Origin of the sequence: Cnuella takakiae (assembly GCF_001953305.1) — a bacterium.
GTDB lineage: Bacteria > Bacteroidota > Bacteroidia > Chitinophagales > Chitinophagaceae > Flavisolibacter > Flavisolibacter takakiae.
Window position 1 is genome coordinate 3737797 of record NZ_MTFE01000010.1, and the last position, 22332, is coordinate 3760128.

Consider the following 22332-nt stretch of genomic DNA (forward strand, 5'->3'; position numbering starts at 1 on the left):
ATATTTTAGTCCCGGAATTGTTGCATCTTATAATTATCAACCTATTTGGGACAAGTCAATTGGCTTGGTCGGCAGTTTGCCAGCCTGTACCTGGCTGAAATAAACAGAAGGTGTTGTGCCCGTAACTTTTTTAAAGGCTTTTATAAAAGTGCTTCTTGAATTGAAACCGGATTCCATTGCAATGGCCTCCAGCGTATAATCCTGCCAGCGTTCCGAATCGCGGTGATTGATGATGTATTGTACGCGGTGCTGGTTAATAAAATCGTTATAGCTCATGCCATACTCGCGGTTGATTACAGCAGACAGGAAATGGGGTGGCACGCCACATCCCAATGCCAGGTCGCGAATGGGAAGTTTGTTGTTCAGGTAGGGTTGCTTTTCCTGTACATAGCTGTCCAGTTGCTTTTTAAACAGCTGCACCTTTTCGGGAGGCAAAGTGACCTTGGGCACCAGCTGTTCTGCCTGCGGGCTTTCCGTGCTGTTTTGTTCCACTGGCATAGCAGGAGCAGCATTTCCCCGAACACCATAAAGCACCTTGGGTTTAAACACAAGGGTAGCCGTAGACAGAAACAGGATGAGGGTGATGGGGACACTTACCAGGATGGAAATATGCTGCAGGGAATTCCGGAACAAGAGCACCAATAGCATAAAGCCATACAATACCCCAACAAAAGTGGTCAGCCATTTCAGCCACCACCACAATTCCCTATTTTCCTTCTGCCAACTGGGGTTGTGCTGTTTAAACCTGCGCAACAACTGCACATCGGCAACAACATAAACCGATCCCAGGGCCAGTTTTAGTAGTGGGTGCATCCAGGGTGCCAGCAATCCCTCGCGGTGTTGCACCCACCCGGCATTCTGCTGGTGTATCCAGTGGATATAAGCAGCCTTCTCCTGTGTCGGTTGCAGGTAAAAAGGCATAAGCTCGGCCAGGTGCAGCAGGGCAGGCAAAAAGTGAAGCCAGTCCCAGCGGCGGAATGCCAGCTCTTGCTTCAGGCTGGCACGTATGTACAAATAAAACATCGGTGCAACGAGGTAGTGGAAAGGCAGGGCCGTGCGCCAGAAATGCGGGTATTGTTCAAAAAAGCGGGGCACATAAGTGAGGCCGTTCAATACTACCGTATAGGCAAGCGTTAGTAAGGCAAATGCCAGTATCCGGTTGGCGTGTTTTTGCTCTTCGTTGATAACTACAAGGATGTACACACATATAAGTCCCAGCAAGCCGCTGGCAAAGAAGAAGCCATACACAAACTGGTAAGCATTGATCATGGCGCCGGTTCAGATTATGAATTTTCAACAAATTAATAGGTGGAACCAAGAAAGAGAAACCGCAATGGCTACTACCTGTCTTTGGATAAATGAACAGCCAAAAAGCTCTTCTTTTAAATAACCTTTAAATGAAGCCCGTAAAGGCCTGCGGGGCATGGGCAAAACCCCTGCTTCCCGCATTTCTCTGTACCTTGCGCCCTTATTTTTCAGCCACTTGCTTATTTGGAACAGGTTTCCGGGAAATGGCTGACCCCGGCAAAAACGATCGGTTCCGGTACGAATAATAACCAATATGCAGAACGATCTACGGAAACAGGAAGCCCTTGATTACCATGCTAAAGGAAGGCCCGGAAAGATTGAAGTAGTGCCTACCAAAGAAGCTAAAACCCAGCGCGACCTTTCGCTGGCCTACTCCCCCGGCGTTGCCGAACCCTGTAAGGAAATCAAGGCCGACCCTGAAGCTGTTTATAAATACACCGCAAAGGGCAACCTGGTAGCGGTAATCTCTAATGGCACCGCGGTATTGGGACTGGGCGATATTGGCGCCGAAGCCTCCAAACCGGTAATGGAAGGGAAGGGCGTACTGTTCAAAATCTTTGCGGACATTGATGTGTTTGATATTGAAATCAACGAAAAAGACCCGGAGAAGTTTGTTCAGATCGTAAAGGCTCTGGAACCAACGTTTGGCGGCATCAACCTCGAAGACATCAAGGCACCGGAGTGCTTTTATATTGAAAAAGCCCTGCGGGAGCAATGTTCTATCCCCGTGATGCACGACGACCAGCATGGCACGGCCATCATCTCTTCGGCAGCCCTGCTCAATGCCCTGCAAATACAGAAAAAAAAGATTGACAAGGTACGCTTTGTGGTAAACGGAGCCGGTGCTGCCGCAATGGCCTGTATTCAACTCTATGTTGCATTGGGTGCACGCCCCGAGAACTTCTTTCTTTTTGATATCAATGGTCCCCTGCACCGGGGCCGCACAGACCTGGAAGAGTTCAAACGCAAGTTTGCCAATGCCCCCGCCGACAGCAACCTGGAAAAGGCCCTGCGCAATGCCGATGTATTTGTGGGCCTGAGCGTAGGCAACGTGGTTACAGGCGATATGGTGAAAAGCATGGCCAAGAACCCCATCGTTTTTGCCCTCGCCAACCCCGATCCGGAGATCTCTTATGAAATAGCCAAGGCCAGCCGCAATGATGTGATCATAGCTACCGGCCGCACCGATTTTGCCAACCAGGTGAACAACGTGCTGGGCTTCCCCTACATCTTCCGCGGAGCGCTTGATGTGCGGGCCCGCCAGATCAATGAAGCCATGAAACTGGCTGCGGTAAAGGCCTTGGCCGAACTGGCACAAACACCGGTACCCGATATCGTGAACATGGCCTATAACACCAAGACCATTTCTTTCGGCCCCGACTATATCATTCCCAAACCGCTTGACCCACGACTGCTGGCAACGGTGGCGCCTGCTGTAGCCCGTGCCGCCATGGAAAGCGGGGTGGCGCAGCAACCCATTACCAACTGGGACAGCTATGTTACGGAACTGAACAAGCGCCTGGGCCTCGACAACCAGGTGATGCGCGTTCTGGGTTCGAAGGCCCGCCGCGATCCCAAACGGATTGTTTTTGCAGAAGCCGACAATGTGAAGATCCTGAAGGCGGCACAGATCGTGTTCGACGAGGGTGTGGGTTACCCCATCCTGTTGGGCAATGAAGAAAGGATCAGGGACCTGGCCGATGCAAATGGCATTGACATTGAAGGGCTGCCCATCTTTGACCCCAAGGGCGAGGCGATGAAAGAAAAGCGCATGCAGTACAGCGAGCATTTCTTCAAAAAACGCCAGCGTAAAGGCATCAACTTTTACGAAAGCCAGAAAATGATGCGCGACCGCAACTATTTTGGCAGCATGATGGTGGAAATGGGCGATGCCGATGCAATGATTTCGGGCCTGACCAAGAATTACGCAGATACTATCCGTCCTGCTATCGAGGTAATTGGTACCGAAGAAGGTGTGAAGAAGATTGCGGGTATGTACCTGATGCTTTCCAAGCGGGGTCCCCTTTTTCTTGCCGACACCACCATCAACTTCAACCCTACCGCTGAAGAAATTGCAGAGATCACCATGCTGGCGGCACGCGAAGTAAGGGCCTTTAATATCCAGCCCCGTGTGGCCCTGCTCTCCTATTCCAACTTTGGCTCCAGCAAATCGCCCGAGGCACATATGATGGCAGAAGCTCGCCGCATCATCAAGGAGCGTATGCCTTCGCTGATCGTGGAAGGCGAAATGCAGGCTTCAGTGGCGTTCAACCAAGAACTGATGAAGGAAAACTATCCCTTCAGCGAACTGGTGGACAAGGATGTAAACACCCTTATTTTCCCCAACCTGGCCTCCGGCAACATCACCTACAACATTTTGAAGGAGCTGGATGCCGCCGATGCCATTGGCCCGATTTTGTTGGGCTTGAAAAAGCCGGTACATATCCTGCAACTGGGTTCTTCGGTGCGCAGCATTGTAAACATGAGCACCATTGCCGTTGTAGATGCGCAAATCAAAAACCAGTCGGCAACCGATGAAGTGATCCGTCGTTCCCCCTGGTGGAAACGACTGAAGCGGAACAAGCAATCGGTGAATGTATAGGGATGATGGACCATAGACGATGGACCATAGACAATGGTCCACGAACGACCGGCAACAATCGTTATTCGGAGGCTTGATGCATCTGCATGGAGCCTAAGATAGCGTACAAGGTGCCGGTCGTTCTATTTTATTACTTTTGGCCGTAACGTATAATTATTATGAAGTTTTTTGCCGAACTAGGTAAGTTTTTCCTGATGCTGAAAGGCATGTTTTCGAAACCCGAGAACTGGAAAATGTACTGGAAGGAATTCATGCACCAGTGTTCGGAAATCGGCATCGGCTCGCTGCCCATTGTTTCCATTATCTCCTTCTTTATCGGTGCGGTGTCGGCAGTACAAACTTCCTATCAGTTGGTATCGCCGCTTATTCCGTTGGAAACAATTTCGCAGATTGTACGCGATACCGTGATACTCGAATTTTCATCCACCCTGATCTGTATCGTGCTGGCTGGTGTAGTGGGCTCCAAGATCGCCGGCGAACTGGGCAACATGCGCGTATCGGAACAAATCGATGCCCTTGAAATTATGGGCGTTAACTCCAAAGCCTACCTGGTACTGCCCAAGGTGCTTGCCGCTATGCTGGTGATACCCATGCTGGTGGTGATCTCGATGGTATTGGGTATTCTTGGCGGCCGTGTAGCTTCCGCAATGTCGGGTATCGTACCTCCTGCCACTTTCGATAAAGGATTGATTACCGAGTTCCTGCCCTACAATGTTTTCTTTGCCCTGGTGAAGGCATACACTTTCGCTTTCCTAATTGCCAGCATCCCTGCCTATTATGGCTATCATGTACAGGGCGGTGCGCTTGAAATAGGCCGCTCTTCAACAAAGGCCGTGGTGGTTACCTGTATCGCCATCCTGCTGATGGACTATGTATTGGCGGCATTGTTGCTGTAAGGGCAGCTGTTAGCTATTGAGTTTTAGCAGGTAGCCAGCAGTACAAAATTTAATTTGCCCTATTGTACCTTACTTAAAAGCTAAAGGCCAACAGCCAATAGCCAACAGCTTTTCACTATGATCGAAATAAAAGACCTGCGGAAAGGATTTGACGACAAGGCGGTACTTAAAGGTGTTACCGTAAACATGAACCCCGGAATGTGCAACCTCATCATTGGTAGCTCGGGTAGCGGTAAAACCGTATTTATGAAATGCCTGGTGGGCTTGTTTCAGCCCGATTCAGGCGCCATATTGTACGGCGGCCGCGATTTTACCCGGTTGAGTGTTGAGGATAAAAAAGAAATCCGAAAAGAGATTGGGATGCTCTTCCAGGGATCTGCGCTGTTTTCTTCCATGACCGTGGAAGAAAACATCATCTTCCCCCTGGACATGTTTACTGATTGGGACCGTAGTAAAAAGCTGGACCGGGTGAATGAAGTACTGGCCCGGGTTAACCTGAATGGCGCCAATAAAAAGTTTCCTGCCGAACTCAGTGGTGGCATGATGAAAAGGGTGGGCATTGCCCGCGCCATTGTGCTCAATCCCAAGTACCTGTTTGTAGACGAACCCAACTCGGGCCTAGATCCGCAAACCTCCGGGCTGATTGATAAACTGATCAAGGAAATTACCGAGGAATTTGGCATTACTACCATCATCAATACCCACGATATGAACTCGGTTATGGAGATCGGCGACCATATCGTGTATATGTACCAGGGCGAAAAAGAATGGGAAGGCAATAGCAAGGACATTATCTTCTCCAAAAACGAAAGGTTAAACAACTTCATCTTTGCTTCCGACTTCCTTAAAGACGCCAAGGATATGCGAATGCTGGAGGAAACCGGCAACATTCCATCTTCCGAAGACCGCAATATCGAGGAGATGATCCGGAATGCCGAAGAGCCGCTTATTCCTCCTTCTTCTGAGTAACAATACCCACTAAAAAAGGCGCTAAACAGCGCCTTTTTTATTAATTTTTTTTTCAAAGTCATATCATTGCGACATTTGGCGCGATATTTTTGCCAACTGTCATATTAATGTTGTAAACTTGTTTGATGGCGAAAACAGCAACCGCAAAAAAAGAAAGCTCCGACGGCACAACGGCTGTAGCCGAGCATGCCCGGGCCTATGTCCGTCAGGAGCGGGCCAGTTCAGATCCATTTTCCTGGACCTACTCTTCTGTGGACGACCGCAATATGGTAGCATTGATCGGGAAGGTGCGTAATGGCATCCCGTTCCACGAGTTCCGCAAGATCAGGGGACTGGTAGACTTCAGCATTGATGAATGGGCCAACTATCTGCAGGTTTCGGTGCGCACCCTCCAGCGCAACGAAAAAGAACAAAAGGCTTTTTTGCCGGTGCAATCCGAGCGCATTATGGAACTAACCATGTTGCACAATTACGGCATCGAGGTTTTTGGCGATAAAGACCGGTTCAACCGCTGGCTTGCGGCCCGCTCCGTAGCCTTGGGCGGTGTTGCCCCCAAGGAATTGCTCGATACCAACTTTGGCATCCAGATGGTAAAAGACGCCATTACCCGAATTGAACACGGAGTACTGGCATGAACCTGTACCGTTTATCTAAGGACCGCTGGAAACAGGACCTCAGCGGTAAAGGTGCAGAGATGACGGGTAACCGTTGGAATAGCCGGGGTGTTGCCATGGTTTATACTGCAGAGTCGCGTGCACTGGCGCACGCTGAAATTACGGTTCATCTCAACCTCGAAGACCTGCCTACCGATTACTGGATGCTCCAACTTTGGGTCCCTGATGACGCCCCCATGCAGGTACTTTCAGAAAAAGACCTGCCGGCAGATTGGCGATCCTGGCCACATCCTGCCAGCACACAGGCCATTGGCGACGCGTTTATCCGCCACAATCAATATTTGTTCCTGAAGGTACCTTCTGCCGTGGTAGATGGCGATTACAATTACCTGCTCAACCCTTCTCACCACCGCATGCTCGAGGTAACCATTGCCGAAATGAAGCCTTTTCGTTTCGACCAGCGTCTTTCCCAAAGCCGCTAGGTAGCACTTAAAAAAAGGTACTTCTTCGTTTAAGCTTAACCGTAGTAAAGGACCGGCCACTCCCCTGCTCCGGGCTTTTTATAAAAACCAGGATAGCTGCAGGCGACAAGCCCAAACTCCAAACGCCAAAGCTCAAACTAACCCCTATATTTGCCCAAATTTTTTAGGTATGAACTTGCACGAGTACCAGGCCAAAGAGCTTTTGAAAAAATTCAATGTTCCGGTGCAGGAAGGCTTTGCCGCCAGCACACCCCACGAAGCCGAAGAAGCTTACCGTCAGATCAAGACCGATACCGGCAGCAACTTTGCCGTGATCAAGGCGCAGATCCATGCCGGTGGCCGCGGTAAGGGTAAAATCCGTGAAAATGGTATCAATGGCGTAAAGGTGGTTAAGTCGCTGGACGAAGTAACCGAAGTTTCACAAAAGCTGATTGGCGGTACCCTGGTTACCATTCAAACCGGTGAAGCCGGCAAGCTGGTAAACAAAGTGCTGGTAGCCCAGGACATGTACTACGATGGTCCCTCGGAGCGCAAAGAGTTCTACCTCTCCATCCTGCTCGATCGCAGCAAGGGCCAGAACGTTATCATGTACTCTACCGAAGGCGGTATGGACATTGAAGAAGTAGCCCACAACACACCTGAGAAAATCTTTAAAGAGTGGGTACACCCCGGTGGACTGCTGCAGGGTTTCCAGGCACGCAAAATTGCCTTCAACCTGGGCCTGAAAGGCGATGCCTTCAAAAACATGGTGAAGTTTGTTACCAACCTGTACAGCGCCTACGTTGGACTGGATGCAGCCATGCTGGAGATCAACCCGCTGTTCAAGGCATCCGATGACAAGATCGTTGCTGTTGACTGCAAAATGAACCTGGACGACAATGCCCTGATGCGTCACCCCGACCTGGCCAACCTCCGCGACATCACCGAGGAAGATCCTACCGAAGTAGAAGCCGGCAAATACAACCTCAACTTCGTTAAGCTGGATGGCAACGTAGGTTGTATGGTAAACGGTGCAGGTCTGGCCATGGCTACCATGGATATGATCAAACTGAGTGGTGGTGAGCCCGCCAACTTCCTGGACGTAGGCGGTACTGCCAACGCACAGACCGTAGAAGCTGGTTTCCGCATCATCATGAAAGACCCTAAAGTAAAGGCGATCCTGATCAACATCTTTGGTGGTATCGTTCGTTGCGACCGCGTGGCACAAGGTGTGATCGACGCTTACAAAAACATGGGCAATATTGAAATTCCCATCATCGTACGCCTGCAGGGTACCAATGCCGAAGAAGCCAAGAAGCTGATCGACGAAAGTGGCCTGAAAGTACAGTCGGCCATCCTGCTTTCCGAAGCTGCCGACCTGGTAAACAAGGCTGTTGCTTAATTGATACTGATAGAAGCCTGTGCGCTTCTATAACATAAAAAAGGTCCTGTCATTACTGACAGGACCTTTTTTATGTTGGAGCCATAAGGTTTAAGCTGCGAAGGAGTAAAGTACGCAGGGACAAATAACCATGAAACAGATCGGATATACCAGTAAGCTTTGAATGGGCATATAAACCGTTGAAACGTTTGGGTAGTAATTACCAGGTCATAATCAACCCACGGTTAAAACCGTGGGCTAAAAAATGGCACCTGAAATGCGATTTAGGGTCAACAGCTATTTGCATGGATCCTGAAACACACTCACACTAGCCCAAGGTTTCAACCGTGTGTTAAAAGCCAGGCAGCAGCTCCTGGCAAACCGTTTCAACGGTTTGGTTTTAGTAATACGATCAAAAAAATGGGAAGGATTATAAAACAAAAACTCCCCGCACAAACGAGGAGTAATTTTTTGCCAGGCTAGGACAAAGCTTTCATTGGGTACAGCCTGTTTGGTCTTTCAAAGGATCCTGGAAAAATTCTTCGACATTGGATTTGGATGTCTTTCAGCAGGATGGTTGGATATTGTGATGTAAAGTTGCAAGCATTACTTCAGTTGCAAAAGTTTTCACAAGCGTAGTTTTGATTTTTAGTGCTATTCCCCGAAGGCTGTTAAGCGAATCCACTTACACCCAGGTGGCATATTATTCAACAACCATAAGAAAATGCATTTTAGAAGCAGGAATCCTAACTTGCCGCCCCTAACAGAAGCGCACATGAGTCATTTGCAAACACCGGTAAATATTCGTCCTATTCAGCCTGCCGACAATGAAGCCTTGGCCCAAATCATCCGCAAAGCCTTGGAAGAATTTGGTGCCAACAAACCCGGAACCGTTTACTTCAATCCAACCACGGATGCCCTTTTCCAGTTGTTTCAAACACCCAGGGCCCGGTACTTTGTTGCCGAAGATGAAAATGGTTTATTGGGCGGTGGTGGCATATTCCCCACAGCAGGTCTTCCCGCCGATACCTGCGAACTGGTAAAGATGTACCTCAAACCCGAAGCGAGAGGATTGGGGCTGGGCCGCACCCTGATTGAACGAAGCCTGGAAGCAGCAAAAGAAGAAGGCTTTTCCAAAGTATACCTCGAAACCATGCCCGAACTAAAAAACGCACTGGTGGCTTACGAAAGACTGGGCTTCAAATACCTCGACGGCCCCATGGGCGACTCGGGTCATTTTGGCTGCGGGTTGTGGATGTTGAAAGAAATTTAATCACACCCCCTGTCCCCCTGAAGGGGGAACTTAGGTCAAACAACTTGATAAACAACTAAGCCACTCTATTCGGAGTGGCTTAGTTGTTTATTCTATTCAAATTGAAGAAGGCAGGAGAAAGGTTAGGCACTCAGGCCTAAGTTCCCTCTTCAGGGGGACAGGGGGTGTAATTTCACCTCATACACCGGGCTAAACAAATACAATCTTTTTGTCGCCACCTCTTCACATTTAAACCGCTTGCGTACCCGGGGACCTTTGCGAAACACGCGGCCATCGGATGTTTGAAACAATACGCCTTCGGCAACGGCCTCTACCAGCATTACGCCTTCTTCTTTTTCATCATAATTCTTCAGTACCCGCAGCAGCACTTCATCGGCACAGGAAGAAGCCGCAGGGTTGTGGAGCGACCGGAGCAGGGCAGCATTGATATCATCGGGAAAAACGCCGTGGCGGATAAACTGGTCGAGCAGCTGGCCAAAGCTGGCCTTCCACTCCTTTCCGTGTGCCTGCACCCGGTTGCCCCATTGTTCAAAAGTGAGCAGGTGCGCCAGCTCGTGCAGCAGGGTAATGAGAAAAGAATAAGGGTTCAGGTTGCCGTTTACCGAAATACGGTGGTTCTGCGCAGGGGTGCGGTGCCGGTAGTCGCCCAGGATACTTTTGCGTTCGCGGGCAACGGTGAGGTGCACTTTGTATTGCTGCAGGTAATCCAGCACCGGCTGAAAAGTGCCGGGCGGCAGGTAATGCTCCAGGGCATTGATGGGCGCTTCTTTCTTAGCCATTTTTGCTTTGCTTCAGCATTTTCATCAGTACAGAAACTTCCAGGAAAGTATATACCAGGTAAAGCCCCATCAGCGTAAAGAGCGCGGGTTTATTGAGGTTGCTTTTATTGATGGCGATATAGGCCAGTGCGGCAAACATGCAGGCAAAAAGCTTTACCAGGATGCTGCTGTACACGCTCCGCAAAAAGCGGTTGGGATTGGTGTCATTTAACCCGCGTTTGGCCATGAGGAAAGAAAAGAGGGTGATGACAAACAACAGCAGGTTGCCGGCAATCAGTACCGACTGGTCGGCACCGATACGGGCAAGCATCGACCTGCCGGCAGTAAAAAATGCGTTGAGCACAACAAACAACAACACTACAGGGTAAAACGCACGCATTTTATATCGGGTCATCGGTCTTTCTTTTTGGATGTCTCTTTGATGAGTTTGAAAATAAGGACGCAAAGTACGGCAAAAGGCAGTATCCACACCAGCAGGGGCAAGGGCAGCTTCAGCCAGCCATCAGCCTTATAGCCAGCCCAAACCGCTAGTCCCAGGGAAACAAAAAGCTGGGTAGCAAGCCCTGCATAGCGCATCAACTCGGAAGAATTCTGGGGCATTGTGGTAATAGGTTGGGGTTAAGGATTAGAAAGGAAAGTTTTAAAGTCACCCAAAGAAGAAGCGGGATCAGGTAGCAGTGTAGCCTTGACCTTGGCTAATTGGATTGCTACTTTCCAGCCCCACCGTATTCATCTTGTGGCAGCTCCAATTTTGTAGTATCTCTTTTCAGTTCCACGCTCCCATCCAGTACACTCTTTACACTTTCGATGTATTCCGATTGGTAGCTCACCTGTTTTTGCAGCGAGTCGGTCAGGTATTTCAGCTGCCGGTATTCGCGGCCAATGCGGGCACTGCCATAGCCGGGAATATAATAGCGGAGCGGCGTAAACACGACCACGGCAACGGTAAGCCCCACCAGCAAAACAAAAATGCTGCTAAAGGCAATGTACACGCTGGTGCGCGACAGCCGGAAGGTCACCACTTCCTCGTAGGTATCGTCGTTCATCACCACCAGCCGGTAGCGATTGCGCAGCCGCCTCAGGGTGGAACCGGCTTCCAGTTTTGCCATGCGGGAGTTTTGCGTAAAGATAAGCCTGTGGCAAATGCACCCATGGTGTTGAAAGACAGCCCAGACAATCAATAAGACATCCTGTTTACAGAACCTTTATCTTGTCCGTCAAAATACCGGCCCTGCAGCATGGCAGCAGCCGCCGTATTAAAAACGGTGCTCATCTAATTTCCGGGCAGCCACCATACTAAATTTGCAATTTTGCTGTTATAAGCTCTTAGATCGCGATCCAAAATGCATTTTCTTCGATTTATCGTACTGATAACCCTATGTTCTTTAGGCATGGAGGCAGGAGCCCAAACGGGCTTCAACCTCGACATCAAAAAGCCTGAACCTTATGAGAACCGGCAGCTGAAAGCAGAAAAGAGCGGCGCCAAAAAGTTTACGGCGCCCAGGCGCTTCATGCAAAACCTGTATACGCACTACAACTACTTTTTCAACGCCAACAATAAGCTGAACGAGGTACTGCTGCGGGCAAAAGAAGGCCACAAGGATGATTACAGCCAACTTTTGGCCTATTACAATTACAACCTGGAAGCAACCAAGGCCGACAAGCAACAGCTGGATTCGGTGATGTATAAATCCAGGACCGGCATTGTAATGCACGACCTGCGCAACGATTGGATCGATGACCTCTACCTGTTGTGGGGACAGGCTTATTTCCTGCAAAAAGAATTGGACTCGGCCTACCAGATGTTTCAGTTCATCAACTATGCCTTTGCGCCAAAAGAAGACGACGGATATTACCGATATATCGGCAGCCGCATGGATGGCGGCAATGCAAGGAGCATTGTAACCCAGGAACAGGAAACTTTCCTGAAGCGCCTCACCACCGACCCGCCCAGCCGCAACAATGCATTTTTATGGCAGGCCCGCACCCTTACCGAAGCCAATGCTTTTGGCCAGGCAGGAAGCCTGCTGTCTACCCTGCGCCTCGACCCGAATTTCCCTGCCCGTCTTTTGCCCATGCTGGAAGAAGTACAGGGCTATTGGTTTTACAAACAGGGCGTCTGGGACAGTGCGGCCCTGCACCTGGTACAGGCACTTCCGCAAGCTCAGAACAAAGGAGAAAAAGCCCGCTGGGAATACCTTGCCGGACAGCTTTTTGAGCTTTCGGGTAAAAGGGAACAGGCCCGCCAGTATTATGCTGCCGCCATCGACCATACCATCGACCCCGTAATGGATATCTGGGGTCGCCTCAACATGATTAAGCTGAATAAAGAGGGTGGTGAAGATTTTATCGCCAAAAACATTGAGGAACTGGGCAATATGGCGCGTAAGGAACGGTTTGCACCTTACCGCGATGCCATTTACAACATGATGGCCCGCATGGAGCTGGAACGCGGCAATCCCGAAGCTGCCCGCAATTACATGCTGAAGGCTTCCAAATACATTTCGGAACTGCCGGGCGCCCGTAATAATACCTTCCTGAACCTTGCCGACCTGCTGTACGATCAAAAACAATATGTACCATCGGCTGCCTTTTACGATAGCGTGGAAGTAAGCCAACTGGCCGACACCCTGCAGACCAGGATCGTTCACCGCAAAGATTACCTGCAAACCCTGGTTGCCGGCACAGGCACCATCCAGCGTCAGGACAGCCTGCAACGCCTTGCCAGCCTACCCGAAGCTGAACGCACCGATGCCCTGAAAAAGATTGCCCGCCAGCTACGCAAACAAAGAGGGCTGAAAGAAGAAGAAACAACGACCGCCAGTGGTGGTGCCCGCGATATCCGCAATGCGGAAGCCGTCGCTCCTGCCCTCTTTAATGACCAGGGAAATAAAGGCGAATGGTACTTCTACAATCCAAGTTCCCGTACCTCGGGCGCCGCTTCCTTTAAACAGGTTTGGGGCAACAGGCCCAACGTAGACAACTGGCGCCGCGCTTCCAGCGTTGCAGCCCAGTTGCAGGAAGAAGAGTCGGTAAACGCGGTAAATAGTACCCGCGGCAACCCCGTACCACAGGCCGATCCGCTGGCCAATGGTTCCATCAATGCAGCTTCCCTTTTGGAAACCCTGCCTACTACCCCTGCAAAGCTTAAGCTTTCCAACGACAGCATCCGCAATGCCCTGTTCAGTAATGGAATGGTATACCTTACCGAAATTGAAGACTACCCTGCAGCTATTGCCACTTTCGAGGAACTGCGCCGCCGCTTTCCCGATGATGCCGATATGAGCGAAGTATTGTTCCGGCTGCAGTATGCCTACAACAAAACCGCCCGGCAGGACAGCGCCCAACACCTGAAAAGCGCGGTGGTAAGCCAGTACCCCACCAGCAGGCAGGCAACCATTTTACGCACCGGCAAAGACCCGGAGGACAAAACCCCTTCACCCGAAAGCACAAAGGCTTACGAGGCCGTGTACGACATGTTTATAGAAGGCCGCTTTGCAGCGGCAGAAGCTGCCAAGAAGCGCGCCGACAGTATTTACCAAACCAATTACTGGAACCCGCAACTGCTCTTTATCGAGTCGGTTTACTTTATCAAAAAAAGAGAAGACAACACGGCTATTGATATCCTGAATACGCTGATCAAGCAGAACCCTGAAGCGCCTATTGCCGAAAAAGCAATGAACCTGATTGAAGTGCTGGGCCGCCGCGCACAGATCGAAGAGGAACTGCGCAACCTGAAACTGGACCCGATCACAGAAGAAAAACCCGCGGTAGTTGCAGCCCCGGTTAAAAAGGAAACGCCTAAACCGGAGGAACCTAAAAAAGAAGAACCTGCACCCGTGGTAAAAACACCGGAACCTCAGCCCAAAAAGGCAGAACCGCCTGTGGTAAAACAAGAGGAGAAACCGGCACCGGCGGTTGTGCAAACGCCTCCGCCCGTTGCAAAGGTTCCGGAAAAAGCAGCACCGGTACAAAAACCCGTAGAGCAGCCCAAGCCTACACCTGTTAAACCAGAGGAACAGCCTGTAGTGGTTAAGCCTGCGGTACAGGAGCTCCAACTGCCTTCGGTAAAACGCGATACAACGCAGGCACAGCAAGCCGAACTGAAAGATGTGGCGAAGAAAGGAAAGGAAACAGCCAAAGTGAGTACCACACCGGTGGCCCAAACACCCGTGAGCCTGCCCAAGCAAAACAGCGCGGGTTATAGTTTTTATCCCGACCTGCCGCATTATGCGGTGGTGATCCTGAACAAGGTGGATAATATTTACGGCAATGAAGCCCGTAATGCATTTACCCGTTACAACCGCGATAAAGGCCTGGGCGCCCAACAAAATATCCAGCTGCTGCCGCTTGATGGCGAGAACAAACTCCTGCTGATTGGCGGCTTCTCCGATGTACTGGGTGCGGTTAACTATGTGCAGCAGGTAAAACCGGTAGCCGGCAGCACTATTGTTCCCTGGCTCAAAGCGGATAAGTACAGCTTTACCATTATTTCGGAACCCAACCTGGAATTTTTAAAATCCCAGCCCGACCTGAAAGCTTACCAGAAGTTTTTGGAAAGCACACCGGTGAAGCTGTAAACAACCTGACCTAAAATTGCATTTTATAAATACTCAAAAGCCGCATTAGTTATGTGGCTTTTTTTGCGTGTATAAAGCGCGGTACTACGGAAAGTTTGCTATTGATATGGGAAAAACCAACGGAACAACAACCCGTTTTGTTTTTCCCAAATTACACCACCCATTTTCAGGGCTTCCCTTGGTCCATGAATTGCAGCGCCTGCACACCTAAACCCTAAGCCATGGCTTTTTCCAACCTGTTTCAAAAAACTGTAGTGATCACCGGCGCCTCCAGTGGCGCAGGCAGGGCCATAGCCCTCCGTTTTGCCCGCGAGGGCGCCCACCTGGTGCTGGCAGCCCGCAGGGAAGCAGCACTTAAGGAAGTTGCGGCCGCTTGCGAGGAGACAGGTGGCAAGGCCATCGTGGTGGTATGCGACGTCACCGACGCGGAAGCTGTTAAACAGCTGGCACATGAGGCCTTCATCACTTTTGGCGGTATTGATGTTTGGGTAAACAATGCAGGCGTACTGGCAGCAGGTACCTTCGAAGAAACACCCATTGCCGTTCACGACCAGGTGATCCGCACCAACCTGATGGGGTATATTCATGGTGCCCATTCTGCACTTCCTTATTTCAAACGACAAGGCAAGGGTGTATTGATCAATAATATCTCAGTTGGAGGCTGGTTCCCTACACCCTACGCTGTAGGTTATTCGGCAAGCAAATTTGGATTACGCGGTTTTTCAGAGGCCCTGCGTGGCGAGTTGCACCGTTACCCCGAAATACATGTATGCGATATGTTCCCGGCCTTCCTGGATACACCTGGCATGCAACATGCCGCCAATTATACCGGCCGCTACCTCAAACCCGCACCCCCTGTATTCGATCCACAGAAAGTGGCAGAAGCTGCGGTGGCCCTTGCCCTGCGTCCCCGGAACTCCGTCAATATCGGGTTTATGACTTCGGTACTCAAAACTGCCCATGCCCTTGCGCCGGCACTGTCTCGGAATGCTACTGCCCTTTCTATTGAAGGCTACCTTAAAGTGGCACAGCCCCTGCCGGATACGCCAGGTAATGTTTTTGGGCCGGTTGAATACGGCACCGGTATCCACGGGGGCTGGAACTCGCCCGCAGATGCCGAAAAGCGCAAAAAGACAGGCCTGATGATCCTGGCAGGATTGACCTTGGGTTGGCTGTTGCTGGCAGGACGGAAATGAAAAAAGGTTTTGGGGTTTTTTGTTTTTAGTTTTTTGTTTTCTGTATTAACAACTTTTCGTCATCAATAACAACACCGGATTGGCTATGAGCCAACCTACAGGATTAAGAACTTTCTAATTACCATATAGCCTTTTTCCAAAAACCAAAAACGCCTATGCCCCTCCCCACCCGCGAACGCCTTCACCAGATTGTTTTTGGCGCCGATACAAGGGCGGGAAGGATTTTTGACATCATCCTGCTTTGGCTGATCGTGGCCAGTGTGTTTGTGGTGGTGCTGGAAAGCATGCCCACGCTGAACCAACCCTACCGGGTTCTGTTTTTCAACCTCGAGCTTTTCTTAACTGCCTTGTTTACGTTCGAGTACCTGTTGCGGATCTTTGTTTCACCAAAGCCTACAGCATATATGCGCAGCTATCTGGGCATCATCGACCTGCTGGGCATCCTTCCTTTTTACCTGAGTTTCTTTTTTGAAGGGTATCACTATTTCGTGGTGTTCCGGCTGCTGCGCATGCTCCGGGTGTTTCGGATCCTGCGGTTATTCCGGTTTATACAGGAAAGTGAACACCTGTTCAGGGCCCTACGCGCAAGCACTTATAAGATCGCGGTTTTTATTTCTTTTGTGCTCACCCTTGTAGTGCTGCTGGGCACCCTGATGTACGTGGTGGAAGGACCTGAAAATGGGTTTACTTCCATTCCCCAAAGTATTTACTGGACCATTGTCACCATCACTACGGTGGGTTATGGCGACATTACACCAAAAACCGGTACCGGAAAATGGATCGCCTCCATCATCATGCTGTGTGGCTATGCCATCATTGCCGTACCCACCGGTATTGTTACGGTTGCCCTTAGCAGGACCAATAAAAACGAAGGCGACCGCAAATGCCAACGCTGTGGCCAGGCTAGCCCGGGCAACGCACGTTATTGCATGCATTGCGGCGAGCTGTTGGAGACAAATAACCCATAATTGCAATCGCTCATCCCTGAAAGGAGCCTGTTTTCCTTTTTTAAGGTCAACACCCGTTGGTAGCCCTTTAAATTGCGGCCAATTCTTTTCTGCTTATGTATGCTTATTTGGCTTCCCTGTTATTATTTATAGCACCCCTTTTTGCCCAGTCTCAGGAGGGCAGGTTCAGGATCGGAATGGGTGCGCACTATATATCCAACAACTACACACAGGATCACCTGTACGATTTCGGGGCCTTATCACTTAATACCAGTTATACCCTCTTGTCGGAGGATCGCTTTTCCGTAGTTTGGGAACAGCAAATCTTACTGAGGCAAAAGGAAAACGGCGGCAGCAGGCGCTCCGCCTTTATTGCATCGGCACCCTTGCTATTTCGGTACCAGCCCCGCCGCAAAGCATATTACCTGGGACTTGGCCCCTCGTACCTGAACCACCAGTACCAGGATTATGCACAACAGCAAAAAGTATCGGGTTTGCAAATACACGCCCTCGCCGGCCTGGTATTCAGGAAAAAAGAAGAGGCTACTTTACTGCTTCCCGAAACCCATCTAAGGGCAGGCATATTTAAAGATTTGCGCAGTGGCAATATGGCGCCACACCTATCCTTGCTGTTCCACATCGGATTCAAAAAAGAAGGACCAGCAAACGGTTAAGGCAGAGCTTGCAAGCCCGGCCATTTGCCAAGGACTTCACAAAAGAAAAAATATTAAGGGGCTTAACTGTTTTTACAAGTTTGTAGCACGTAACTTACAGGCAGTTCTTAAGACACCGTATCATCTTTCTTAACCAGATAAACAACAGCAATATCTTATGAGTCTGAGAGAGTTCCTGTCCATCCTGTTGGGATATAAGAAGCCACAACTCGTTCCGGTAAAAGTGCAGCAACAAAGAAAATCACCCCGATAAAAAACTTTTTCCAGTGATAACAGCAGCCTTCGTGCTGCTTTTTTTATGTCCCTATAGCAGGGTGTACAGCCACATAACCGCTGCACCGGCTAAGGTGTTGGCGGCATTTACCAAATTGTTGGATAGCCGTCCTTTTCTTTCAAGAGTAGCACCCAGCCAGGAGTCGAGCAGGTTGCCGGCTGTGCCGGCCAGTAAAAGAGCACCCACCTGCCATACACCACCCACAGCACCCAGTAGCAAGGCGATGATCAGGGAACCTGCCATACCCAACAAAGTACCCTCCAGGCTCACTACGCCATCCAGACCTTTAGTTTCGGGTTTGAAGCTATTTATATTGTAAAACCTGCGGCCATACAGCACACCCAGTTCAGAAGCAAGGGTATCGGCTGCCGCTGCCGAAAAAGAACCGGCCATCATCAACAGCAAGGCGGGTTGGTATACAGGGAACATCCATGCTGCCAGCCCCAGCAAACCTGCCACGCCGCCATTGGCCAGTACCTGACCTGCAGTGCGGCGGCTGCTCTCCGCATCGCTCAGGCCTGCAATTACCTTGTCCTTTTTCCCCCAAAGCGTGACGCCTGTACCCAGCATGAAAAAAGCACCGAGCAGGACAATCCCCGTCCAACCGGTTCCTTTAAATATGACCCCTGCTAACACACCTGCCACCAGCGTACCGGCAACGGTTAGCTTGCGGGTGTACCACACCAAACCCAAAACAATCAGCAGCAATATAAGCGGGAGCATGCCGCAAATTAAGCCAGCATCCAAAGTGCCGCATCAATTTGACGCAATACTCTGGGTGCAATCGGGTAAATACAAGAAGATGTAAATGGAAAATTTCTTTGGGAATTTGCCCACGGTTTCAACCGTGGGTCAAAAGCAAACAACAATCAAGTAAACCGTTTCAACGGTTTATTGCAAGGGTATTTGCCTTGCTTAAAACAAACCCAAGAACAGGGCCATTGTTCTGTGCCAGCAACAACTGTTTCCGTATACCGGCATCTAACCACACCATATGGCTTATTTGGGTAAAGCTGGGTGTACCAGCTACCGGCTGCGGCCGCCACTGTCCACCCGCACCCTGCAACAGCAACTGCACACCTCCGGCATCATAACGCCCTTCATAGGGCAACACGCCAAAATGGTTGCCAGCCATGAACAGGTCTTTTTTTCCATCGCCATTACAATCACCCGCAGCAATAGCGGTGATGGGTGCCCATTGTACCTGGGGGGGCAAGTTGGTCAGGGTCAATTTCCCTTGATTGTTCTTTACCAGCAACGATGCCAGGGTATGCACGGAATGCCGCTGCATAGATTGCAGTTTTGTTCCAAATATGGATTCCATGGTTTGCCCGGCCATGGAGCTGTAATCGGGATATTTTTTCCGGATGATGGATGGCATGGCTTTCTCCAGTTCTTCTTTTCCGAGGAATGGAAAGTACTTACCGCCCTTGTTGATGGACAGCAATTGCTCGGTGGCTCCATTGCCATCTGCATCGCCCACATACATCAGGAGCGGGTCTTGCGGGCTTGCGGTTAATTTGCTGTTCAATCCCCAGTTGCCTGCTACCAGTTCGGGCCAGCCATCGCCATTAAGGTCACCGGCATAGAGGCATTGCCAAATGCCCGAACTCTGTGCCAGCCCCATTGCCGCAGTTTCGTTGTGTAATATCCCTTTATGGTTGATGAAAACGGTCAAGGGCATCCACTCGCCCGCCAACACTAAGTCGGGCCAATCGTCGTGATTGATATCGGTGAATACAGCGCTGGTGATCATCCCTGCACGTTGTAGTCCGGGTGCCCTCGCAGGAGCAGCAATGGCAAACTGTCCACTGCCATCATTTAAAAGCAGGTGCGAAAGGGGTGCGGCACCATAACTACCCCCAATAGCACGGCTGCCAACAAAAAGATCCTGGTCGCCATCCTTATCAATATCAGCGGCGCAAACAGTGGAACGGTTGCCACCCAAACCGGCAGGCAAACTTGCTTTTTTGAATTGCCCTCCACTTGTGTTTAGGTACAGCCGATCCTGCAACAAGGAGCTGGTATCGGGCCATTCGTTTCCGCCGCTTACCACGTAGAGGTCGGGCTTTTTATCGCCATTGGCATCAAAGAAAAGAGCGGAAACATCTTCACTTTCCGCATCAGCAGCAAATGGCGTATTGACCGGGGACATCCATTGCCCCGCTCCTTTTTGCAAAAACAATGCGCCTGCCTGGCCGGGGCAGCCACCCACAAAAAGATCGGGGAAGCCATTGCCATCCACATCGGCGCTGGCCATTGCCGGTCCAAGGGCGCTCTGCGCATGCGGAATGAGTTGTTGCTGGTTGAAATCAAACCAGTCGTTTTCCTGGTGTTGCCAATCGGGAAAATTGGCAAGAGGTGCCAACGCAGGTAGTTGTTTTTTCAATCCGGGTTTCTGGAGAGGTTCAACCTGCTTGTTTATGACCAATCGCCGGTTACCGGTAACACCTTGTAATACCTGTACGGAACCATCAGGCCATTGTACCCGGAGGCTGTCGATGGTTCTTGTTTTTCCCAAGCCAAAATGCAGGATGGTGGAAGACGCACTTTGAAACCCACGGGTAGGCATAACCGAAAGGGTTTGCGGTACGCCATTTTGCCACATGGAAACTGTGGCACCAACGGACTTTTTGTTTGCTCCCTCACTTTTCAGTTCTACGGCAAGCCAGTTGTTGCCTGATTGCTGTCGGCTATTGTTGCGGTAAATGGACGCAGGTGCATTAAGGTTGTTGGTAACAATATCAAGGTCGCCATCCCCATCCAGGTCGCTATAAGCCGCACCGGTACTGATGGATGGCGTGCTGATGCCCCACTCATTTCCTGCATCCCGGAAACGCAGGCTTGCGCTTCCCTGGAACAACCTGTTGGAAACTGCTCCTTCGGGCATCAGGGCAATGGCAGCGGCATCGGCATCCTTGCCCTCCTGAAGAGCTGCCTGCATACTGCCGGAGGATACATACTTAATAAAATCAAGATCGTTGGGCCTTCTTGGAATACCATTGGCAACAAACAGGTCGCGGATGCCATCATTATCAAAATCGGCCAGCAGCGGCGACCAGCTCCAGTCGGTAGCGGAGATACCCGAGTACAGGGCTATGTCCCGGAACTGCGCTCCATTGCCGTTGTTCAACTGCAGGCAGTTGCGGGCCAGTTGGTGGTGGTAGCCCCGCTCCGTTTTAAACTGGTAAATATCCAGCGGGTCGTCGCCGGCGGATGCTTTCAGCACCGCTTCGTCTTCGGGCAGCATGTCCAGCGTAAGAATATCAGGTGCACCATCGCCGTTTATATCGGCGGCATCGCTGCCCATGGAAAACCGGCTGAAATGACCAAAAGCCTTTTGCCCTATTTCAGAAAAACTGCCGTTACGCTGGTTAACATAGTAATAGTCGTGCTCGTGAAAATCGTTGCTCACGTAGATATCGGGCCAGCCATCACCGGTAAAATCGGTGGTCAGCACATTGAGGCCATAGCCGAGGGCACTATTGTAAATGCCGGCTTCCTGGGTTACCTCGGCAAAGCGGGGTTTTGCATGGGGGCCATTGTTGCGAAACAGCTTGTCGCCCGCAGCAGCATTGGGCGTATTACGCAGCGAAGAATCGCCATAACTTTCCACGGTATGCACCGAGTGGTTGACAAGAAACATATCCAGGTCGCCATCTAGGTCGTAGTCAAAAAAAGAAGCCTGGGTATTGAAGCCTTCCACATCAAGGCCATAGGTTTCGGCTTCTTCGCTGAAGCGCATGCCCCCTTGGTTGATAAAAAGCTGGTTGTGGCCTTGCAGGCTCTTGTAGCCGCCAACGGCACAGAGATAAATATCCAATAGACCATCACCATTTACATCGGCCATGGTAACACCTGTTTTCCAGTTGCCGTTTCCTTTTACGCCTGCGGTTTCGGCAAGGTCTTCAAAAAGCAGGTTGCCCTTGTTGTGGTACAGTTTATTGCTTTCCCTGTTGGAGGAAAAATAAAGATCATCCAACCCGTCGTTGTCAAGGTCGCCGATGGCTACCCCTCCGCCATTGTAGTAATAGAGATAATCGAGGATGTTGAAGGTATCTGTGAGGTTAAGGGTATTTTGAAAAGCAACGCCGGTGGTTCGGGTATCCATAACCGTAAACAGCTGCTCCGCTTGTCTGGTGTGGCAGGCGGTGAGCAGCAGGAGGAGGTATGGTAAGAAGGATTTCAAAAGAAGGTTTAAAGTAGTTGGTAGGAGTACAGAGTTGATTTGTTGAACTTGGTGGTGGTGCGCTTTTGGTGGTTGGTATGGAAGCTGTTTGGTGCTGGAAAATCCCCCGAACCCTATAGCACTAAGCGGTTGAAGGTCGCCCCTTTTACAAAGGGGAGGCACCCTCATTACTACGGAGCGGCACGGGAA

The 22332-nt window shown here is 50.5% G+C and carries 18 protein-coding genes; 11 read left to right on the plus strand and 7 right to left on the minus strand.

Going from position 1 to position 22332, the window contains the following annotated elements:
- Positions 1–36 precede the first annotated feature (36 nt).
- Positions 37–1269: a helix-turn-helix domain-containing protein gene (locus BUE76_RS16175; RefSeq protein WP_073042743.1), complete on the minus strand. Its 1233-nt coding sequence runs from the start codon at positions 1267–1269 to the stop codon at positions 37–39.
- 292 nt (positions 1270–1561) lie between these two features.
- Here BUE76_RS16175 and BUE76_RS16180 point away from each other — a divergent pair, with 292 nt between their 5' ends.
- The 7 genes from BUE76_RS16180 (at position 1562) to BUE76_RS16210 (ending at position 9504) form a co-directional block, all read left to right on the plus strand.
- Positions 1562–3910 (plus strand): NADP-dependent malic enzyme, encoded by a 2349-nt coding sequence (locus tag BUE76_RS16180; protein WP_073042745.1) that lies wholly within the window; start codon positions 1562–1564, stop codon positions 3908–3910.
- 158 nt (positions 3911–4068) lie between these two features.
- Positions 4069–4806 carry an MlaE family ABC transporter permease gene (locus tag BUE76_RS16185; protein WP_073042747.1) on the plus strand — a complete coding sequence of 246 codons (738 nt, stop codon included), beginning with the start codon at positions 4069–4071 and terminating at the stop codon, positions 4804–4806.
- Positions 4807–4923: 117 nt separating this feature from the next.
- Positions 4924–5775 carry an ABC transporter ATP-binding protein gene (locus tag BUE76_RS16190; protein ID WP_073042749.1) on the plus strand — a complete coding sequence of 284 codons (852 nt, stop codon included), beginning with the start codon at positions 4924–4926 and terminating at the stop codon, positions 5773–5775.
- A 125-nt stretch (positions 5776–5900) separates the two neighbouring features.
- Positions 5901–6410, plus strand: a complete 510-nt coding sequence (gene parS / locus BUE76_RS16195; protein WP_083596484.1) for a type II RES/Xre toxin-antitoxin system antitoxin — start codon at positions 5901–5903, stop codon at positions 6408–6410.
- A complete protein-coding gene (locus BUE76_RS16200) occupies positions 6407–6871 on the plus strand; it encodes an RES family NAD+ phosphorylase (protein WP_073042750.1) in 465 nt (154 codons plus the stop codon). Before parS ends, BUE76_RS16200 begins: the two co-directional genes overlap by 4 nt.
- A gap of 169 nt (positions 6872–7040) precedes the next feature.
- On the plus strand, positions 7041–8252 hold the full coding sequence (gene sucC / locus BUE76_RS16205; protein ID WP_073042752.1) for an ADP-forming succinate--CoA ligase subunit beta: 1212 nt from the start codon (positions 7041–7043) through the stop codon (positions 8250–8252).
- A 754-nt stretch (positions 8253–9006) separates the two neighbouring features.
- A complete protein-coding gene (locus BUE76_RS16210; RefSeq protein WP_073042754.1) occupies positions 9007–9504 on the plus strand; it encodes a GNAT family N-acetyltransferase in 498 nt (165 codons plus the stop codon).
- A gap of 149 nt (positions 9505–9653) precedes the next feature.
- Here the strand turns inward: BUE76_RS16210 and BUE76_RS16215 are convergent, their stop codons facing one another.
- The 4 genes from BUE76_RS16215 to BUE76_RS16230 all read right to left on the minus strand — a co-directional run bounded on the left by BUE76_RS16215 (position 9654) and on the right by BUE76_RS16230 (position 11392).
- Positions 9654–10283, minus strand: coding sequence for a SprT-like domain-containing protein (locus BUE76_RS16215; RefSeq protein WP_073042756.1), 630 nt, complete (start codon positions 10281–10283; stop codon positions 9654–9656).
- Complete coding sequence (locus BUE76_RS16220) at positions 10276–10677, minus strand: hypothetical protein (RefSeq protein WP_073042758.1); 402 nt, start codon at positions 10675–10677, stop codon at positions 10276–10278. The genes BUE76_RS16215 and BUE76_RS16220 overlap by 8 nt, the downstream gene beginning before the upstream one ends.
- On the minus strand, positions 10674–10883 hold the full coding sequence (locus BUE76_RS16225; protein ID WP_073042759.1) for a hypothetical protein: 210 nt from the start codon (positions 10881–10883) through the stop codon (positions 10674–10676). Before BUE76_RS16225 ends, BUE76_RS16220 begins: the two co-directional genes overlap by 4 nt.
- A 107-nt stretch (positions 10884–10990) precedes the next feature.
- The gene (locus BUE76_RS16230) at positions 10991–11392 is read right to left on the minus strand and encodes a hypothetical protein (protein WP_073042761.1); all 402 of its coding nucleotides are present in this window, start codon (positions 11390–11392) and stop codon (positions 10991–10993) included.
- A 282-nt stretch (positions 11393–11674) separates the two neighbouring features.
- Here BUE76_RS16230 and porW point away from each other — a divergent pair, with 282 nt between their 5' ends.
- The 4 genes from porW (at position 11675) to BUE76_RS16250 (ending at position 17680) form a co-directional block, all read left to right on the plus strand.
- Positions 11675–14863 (plus strand): type IX secretion system periplasmic lipoprotein PorW/SprE, encoded by a 3189-nt coding sequence (gene porW / locus BUE76_RS16235; protein WP_073042763.1) that lies wholly within the window; start codon positions 11675–11677, stop codon positions 14861–14863.
- A gap of 221 nt (positions 14864–15084) precedes the next feature.
- Positions 15085–16059 carry an SDR family oxidoreductase gene (locus BUE76_RS16240; protein WP_073042765.1) on the plus strand — a complete coding sequence of 325 codons (975 nt, stop codon included), beginning with the start codon at positions 15085–15087 and terminating at the stop codon, positions 16057–16059.
- A gap of 155 nt (positions 16060–16214) precedes the next feature.
- The gene (locus tag BUE76_RS16245) at positions 16215–17027 is read left to right on the plus strand and encodes an ion transporter (protein ID WP_073042768.1); all 813 of its coding nucleotides are present in this window, start codon (positions 16215–16217) and stop codon (positions 17025–17027) included.
- A gap of 95 nt (positions 17028–17122) precedes the next feature.
- Positions 17123–17680 (plus strand): hypothetical protein, encoded by a 558-nt coding sequence (locus BUE76_RS16250; protein WP_073042769.1) that lies wholly within the window; start codon positions 17123–17125, stop codon positions 17678–17680.
- Between the two features lie 304 nt (positions 17681–17984).
- Here BUE76_RS16250 and BUE76_RS16255 read toward each other — a convergent pair whose 3' ends face one another.
- Complete coding sequence (locus BUE76_RS16255; RefSeq protein ID WP_073042771.1) at positions 17985–18677, minus strand: DUF92 domain-containing protein; 693 nt, start codon at positions 18675–18677, stop codon at positions 17985–17987.
- A 160-nt stretch (positions 18678–18837) separates the two neighbouring features.
- On the minus strand, positions 18838–22143 hold the full coding sequence (locus BUE76_RS16260) for a VCBS repeat-containing protein (protein WP_073042773.1): 3306 nt from the start codon (positions 22141–22143) through the stop codon (positions 18838–18840).
- Positions 22144–22332: the final 189 nt, after the last annotated feature.

Excerpts from the sequence above, each read along its gene's own strand:
- BUE76_RS16175 (WP_073042743.1), bottom strand. The coding sequence starts at position 1,269 with ATGATCAATGCTTACCAGTTTGTGTATGGCTTCTTCTTTGCCAGCGGC.
- BUE76_RS16240 (WP_073042765.1), top strand. The coding sequence starts at position 15,085 with ATGGCTTTTTCCAACCTGTTTCAAAAAACTGTAGTGATCACCGGCGCC.
- BUE76_RS16180 (WP_073042745.1), top strand. The coding sequence starts at position 1,562 with ATGCAGAACGATCTACGGAAACAGGAAGCCCTTGATTACCATGCTAAA.
- BUE76_RS16185 (WP_073042747.1), top strand. The coding sequence starts at position 4,069 with ATGAAGTTTTTTGCCGAACTAGGTAAGTTTTTCCTGATGCTGAAAGGC.
- BUE76_RS16245 (WP_073042768.1), top strand. The coding sequence starts at position 16,215 with ATGCCCCTCCCCACCCGCGAACGCCTTCACCAGATTGTTTTTGGCGCC.
- BUE76_RS16200 (WP_073042750.1), top strand. The coding sequence starts at position 6,407 with ATGAACCTGTACCGTTTATCTAAGGACCGCTGGAAACAGGACCTCAGC.
- BUE76_RS16190 (WP_073042749.1), top strand. The coding sequence starts at position 4,924 with ATGATCGAAATAAAAGACCTGCGGAAAGGATTTGACGACAAGGCGGTA.
- parS (WP_083596484.1), top strand. The coding sequence starts at position 5,901 with ATGGCGAAAACAGCAACCGCAAAAAAAGAAAGCTCCGACGGCACAACG.
- BUE76_RS16210 (WP_073042754.1), top strand. The coding sequence starts at position 9,007 with ATGAGTCATTTGCAAACACCGGTAAATATTCGTCCTATTCAGCCTGCC.
- BUE76_RS16230 (WP_073042761.1), bottom strand. The coding sequence starts at position 11,392 with ATGGCAAAACTGGAAGCCGGTTCCACCCTGAGGCGGCTGCGCAATCGC.
- BUE76_RS16225 (WP_073042759.1), bottom strand. The coding sequence starts at position 10,883 with ATGCCCCAGAATTCTTCCGAGTTGATGCGCTATGCAGGGCTTGCTACC.
- BUE76_RS16255 (WP_073042771.1), bottom strand. The coding sequence starts at position 18,677 with ATGCTCCCGCTTATATTGCTGCTGATTGTTTTGGGTTTGGTGTGGTAC.
- BUE76_RS16220 (WP_073042758.1), bottom strand. The coding sequence starts at position 10,677 with ATGACCCGATATAAAATGCGTGCGTTTTACCCTGTAGTGTTGTTGTTT.
- BUE76_RS16250 (WP_073042769.1), top strand. The coding sequence starts at position 17,123 with ATGTATGCTTATTTGGCTTCCCTGTTATTATTTATAGCACCCCTTTTT.
- sucC (WP_073042752.1), top strand. The coding sequence starts at position 7,041 with ATGAACTTGCACGAGTACCAGGCCAAAGAGCTTTTGAAAAAATTCAAT.
- porW (WP_073042763.1), top strand. The coding sequence starts at position 11,675 with ATGGAGGCAGGAGCCCAAACGGGCTTCAACCTCGACATCAAAAAGCCT.
- BUE76_RS16215 (WP_073042756.1), bottom strand. The coding sequence starts at position 10,283 with ATGGCTAAGAAAGAAGCGCCCATCAATGCCCTGGAGCATTACCTGCCG.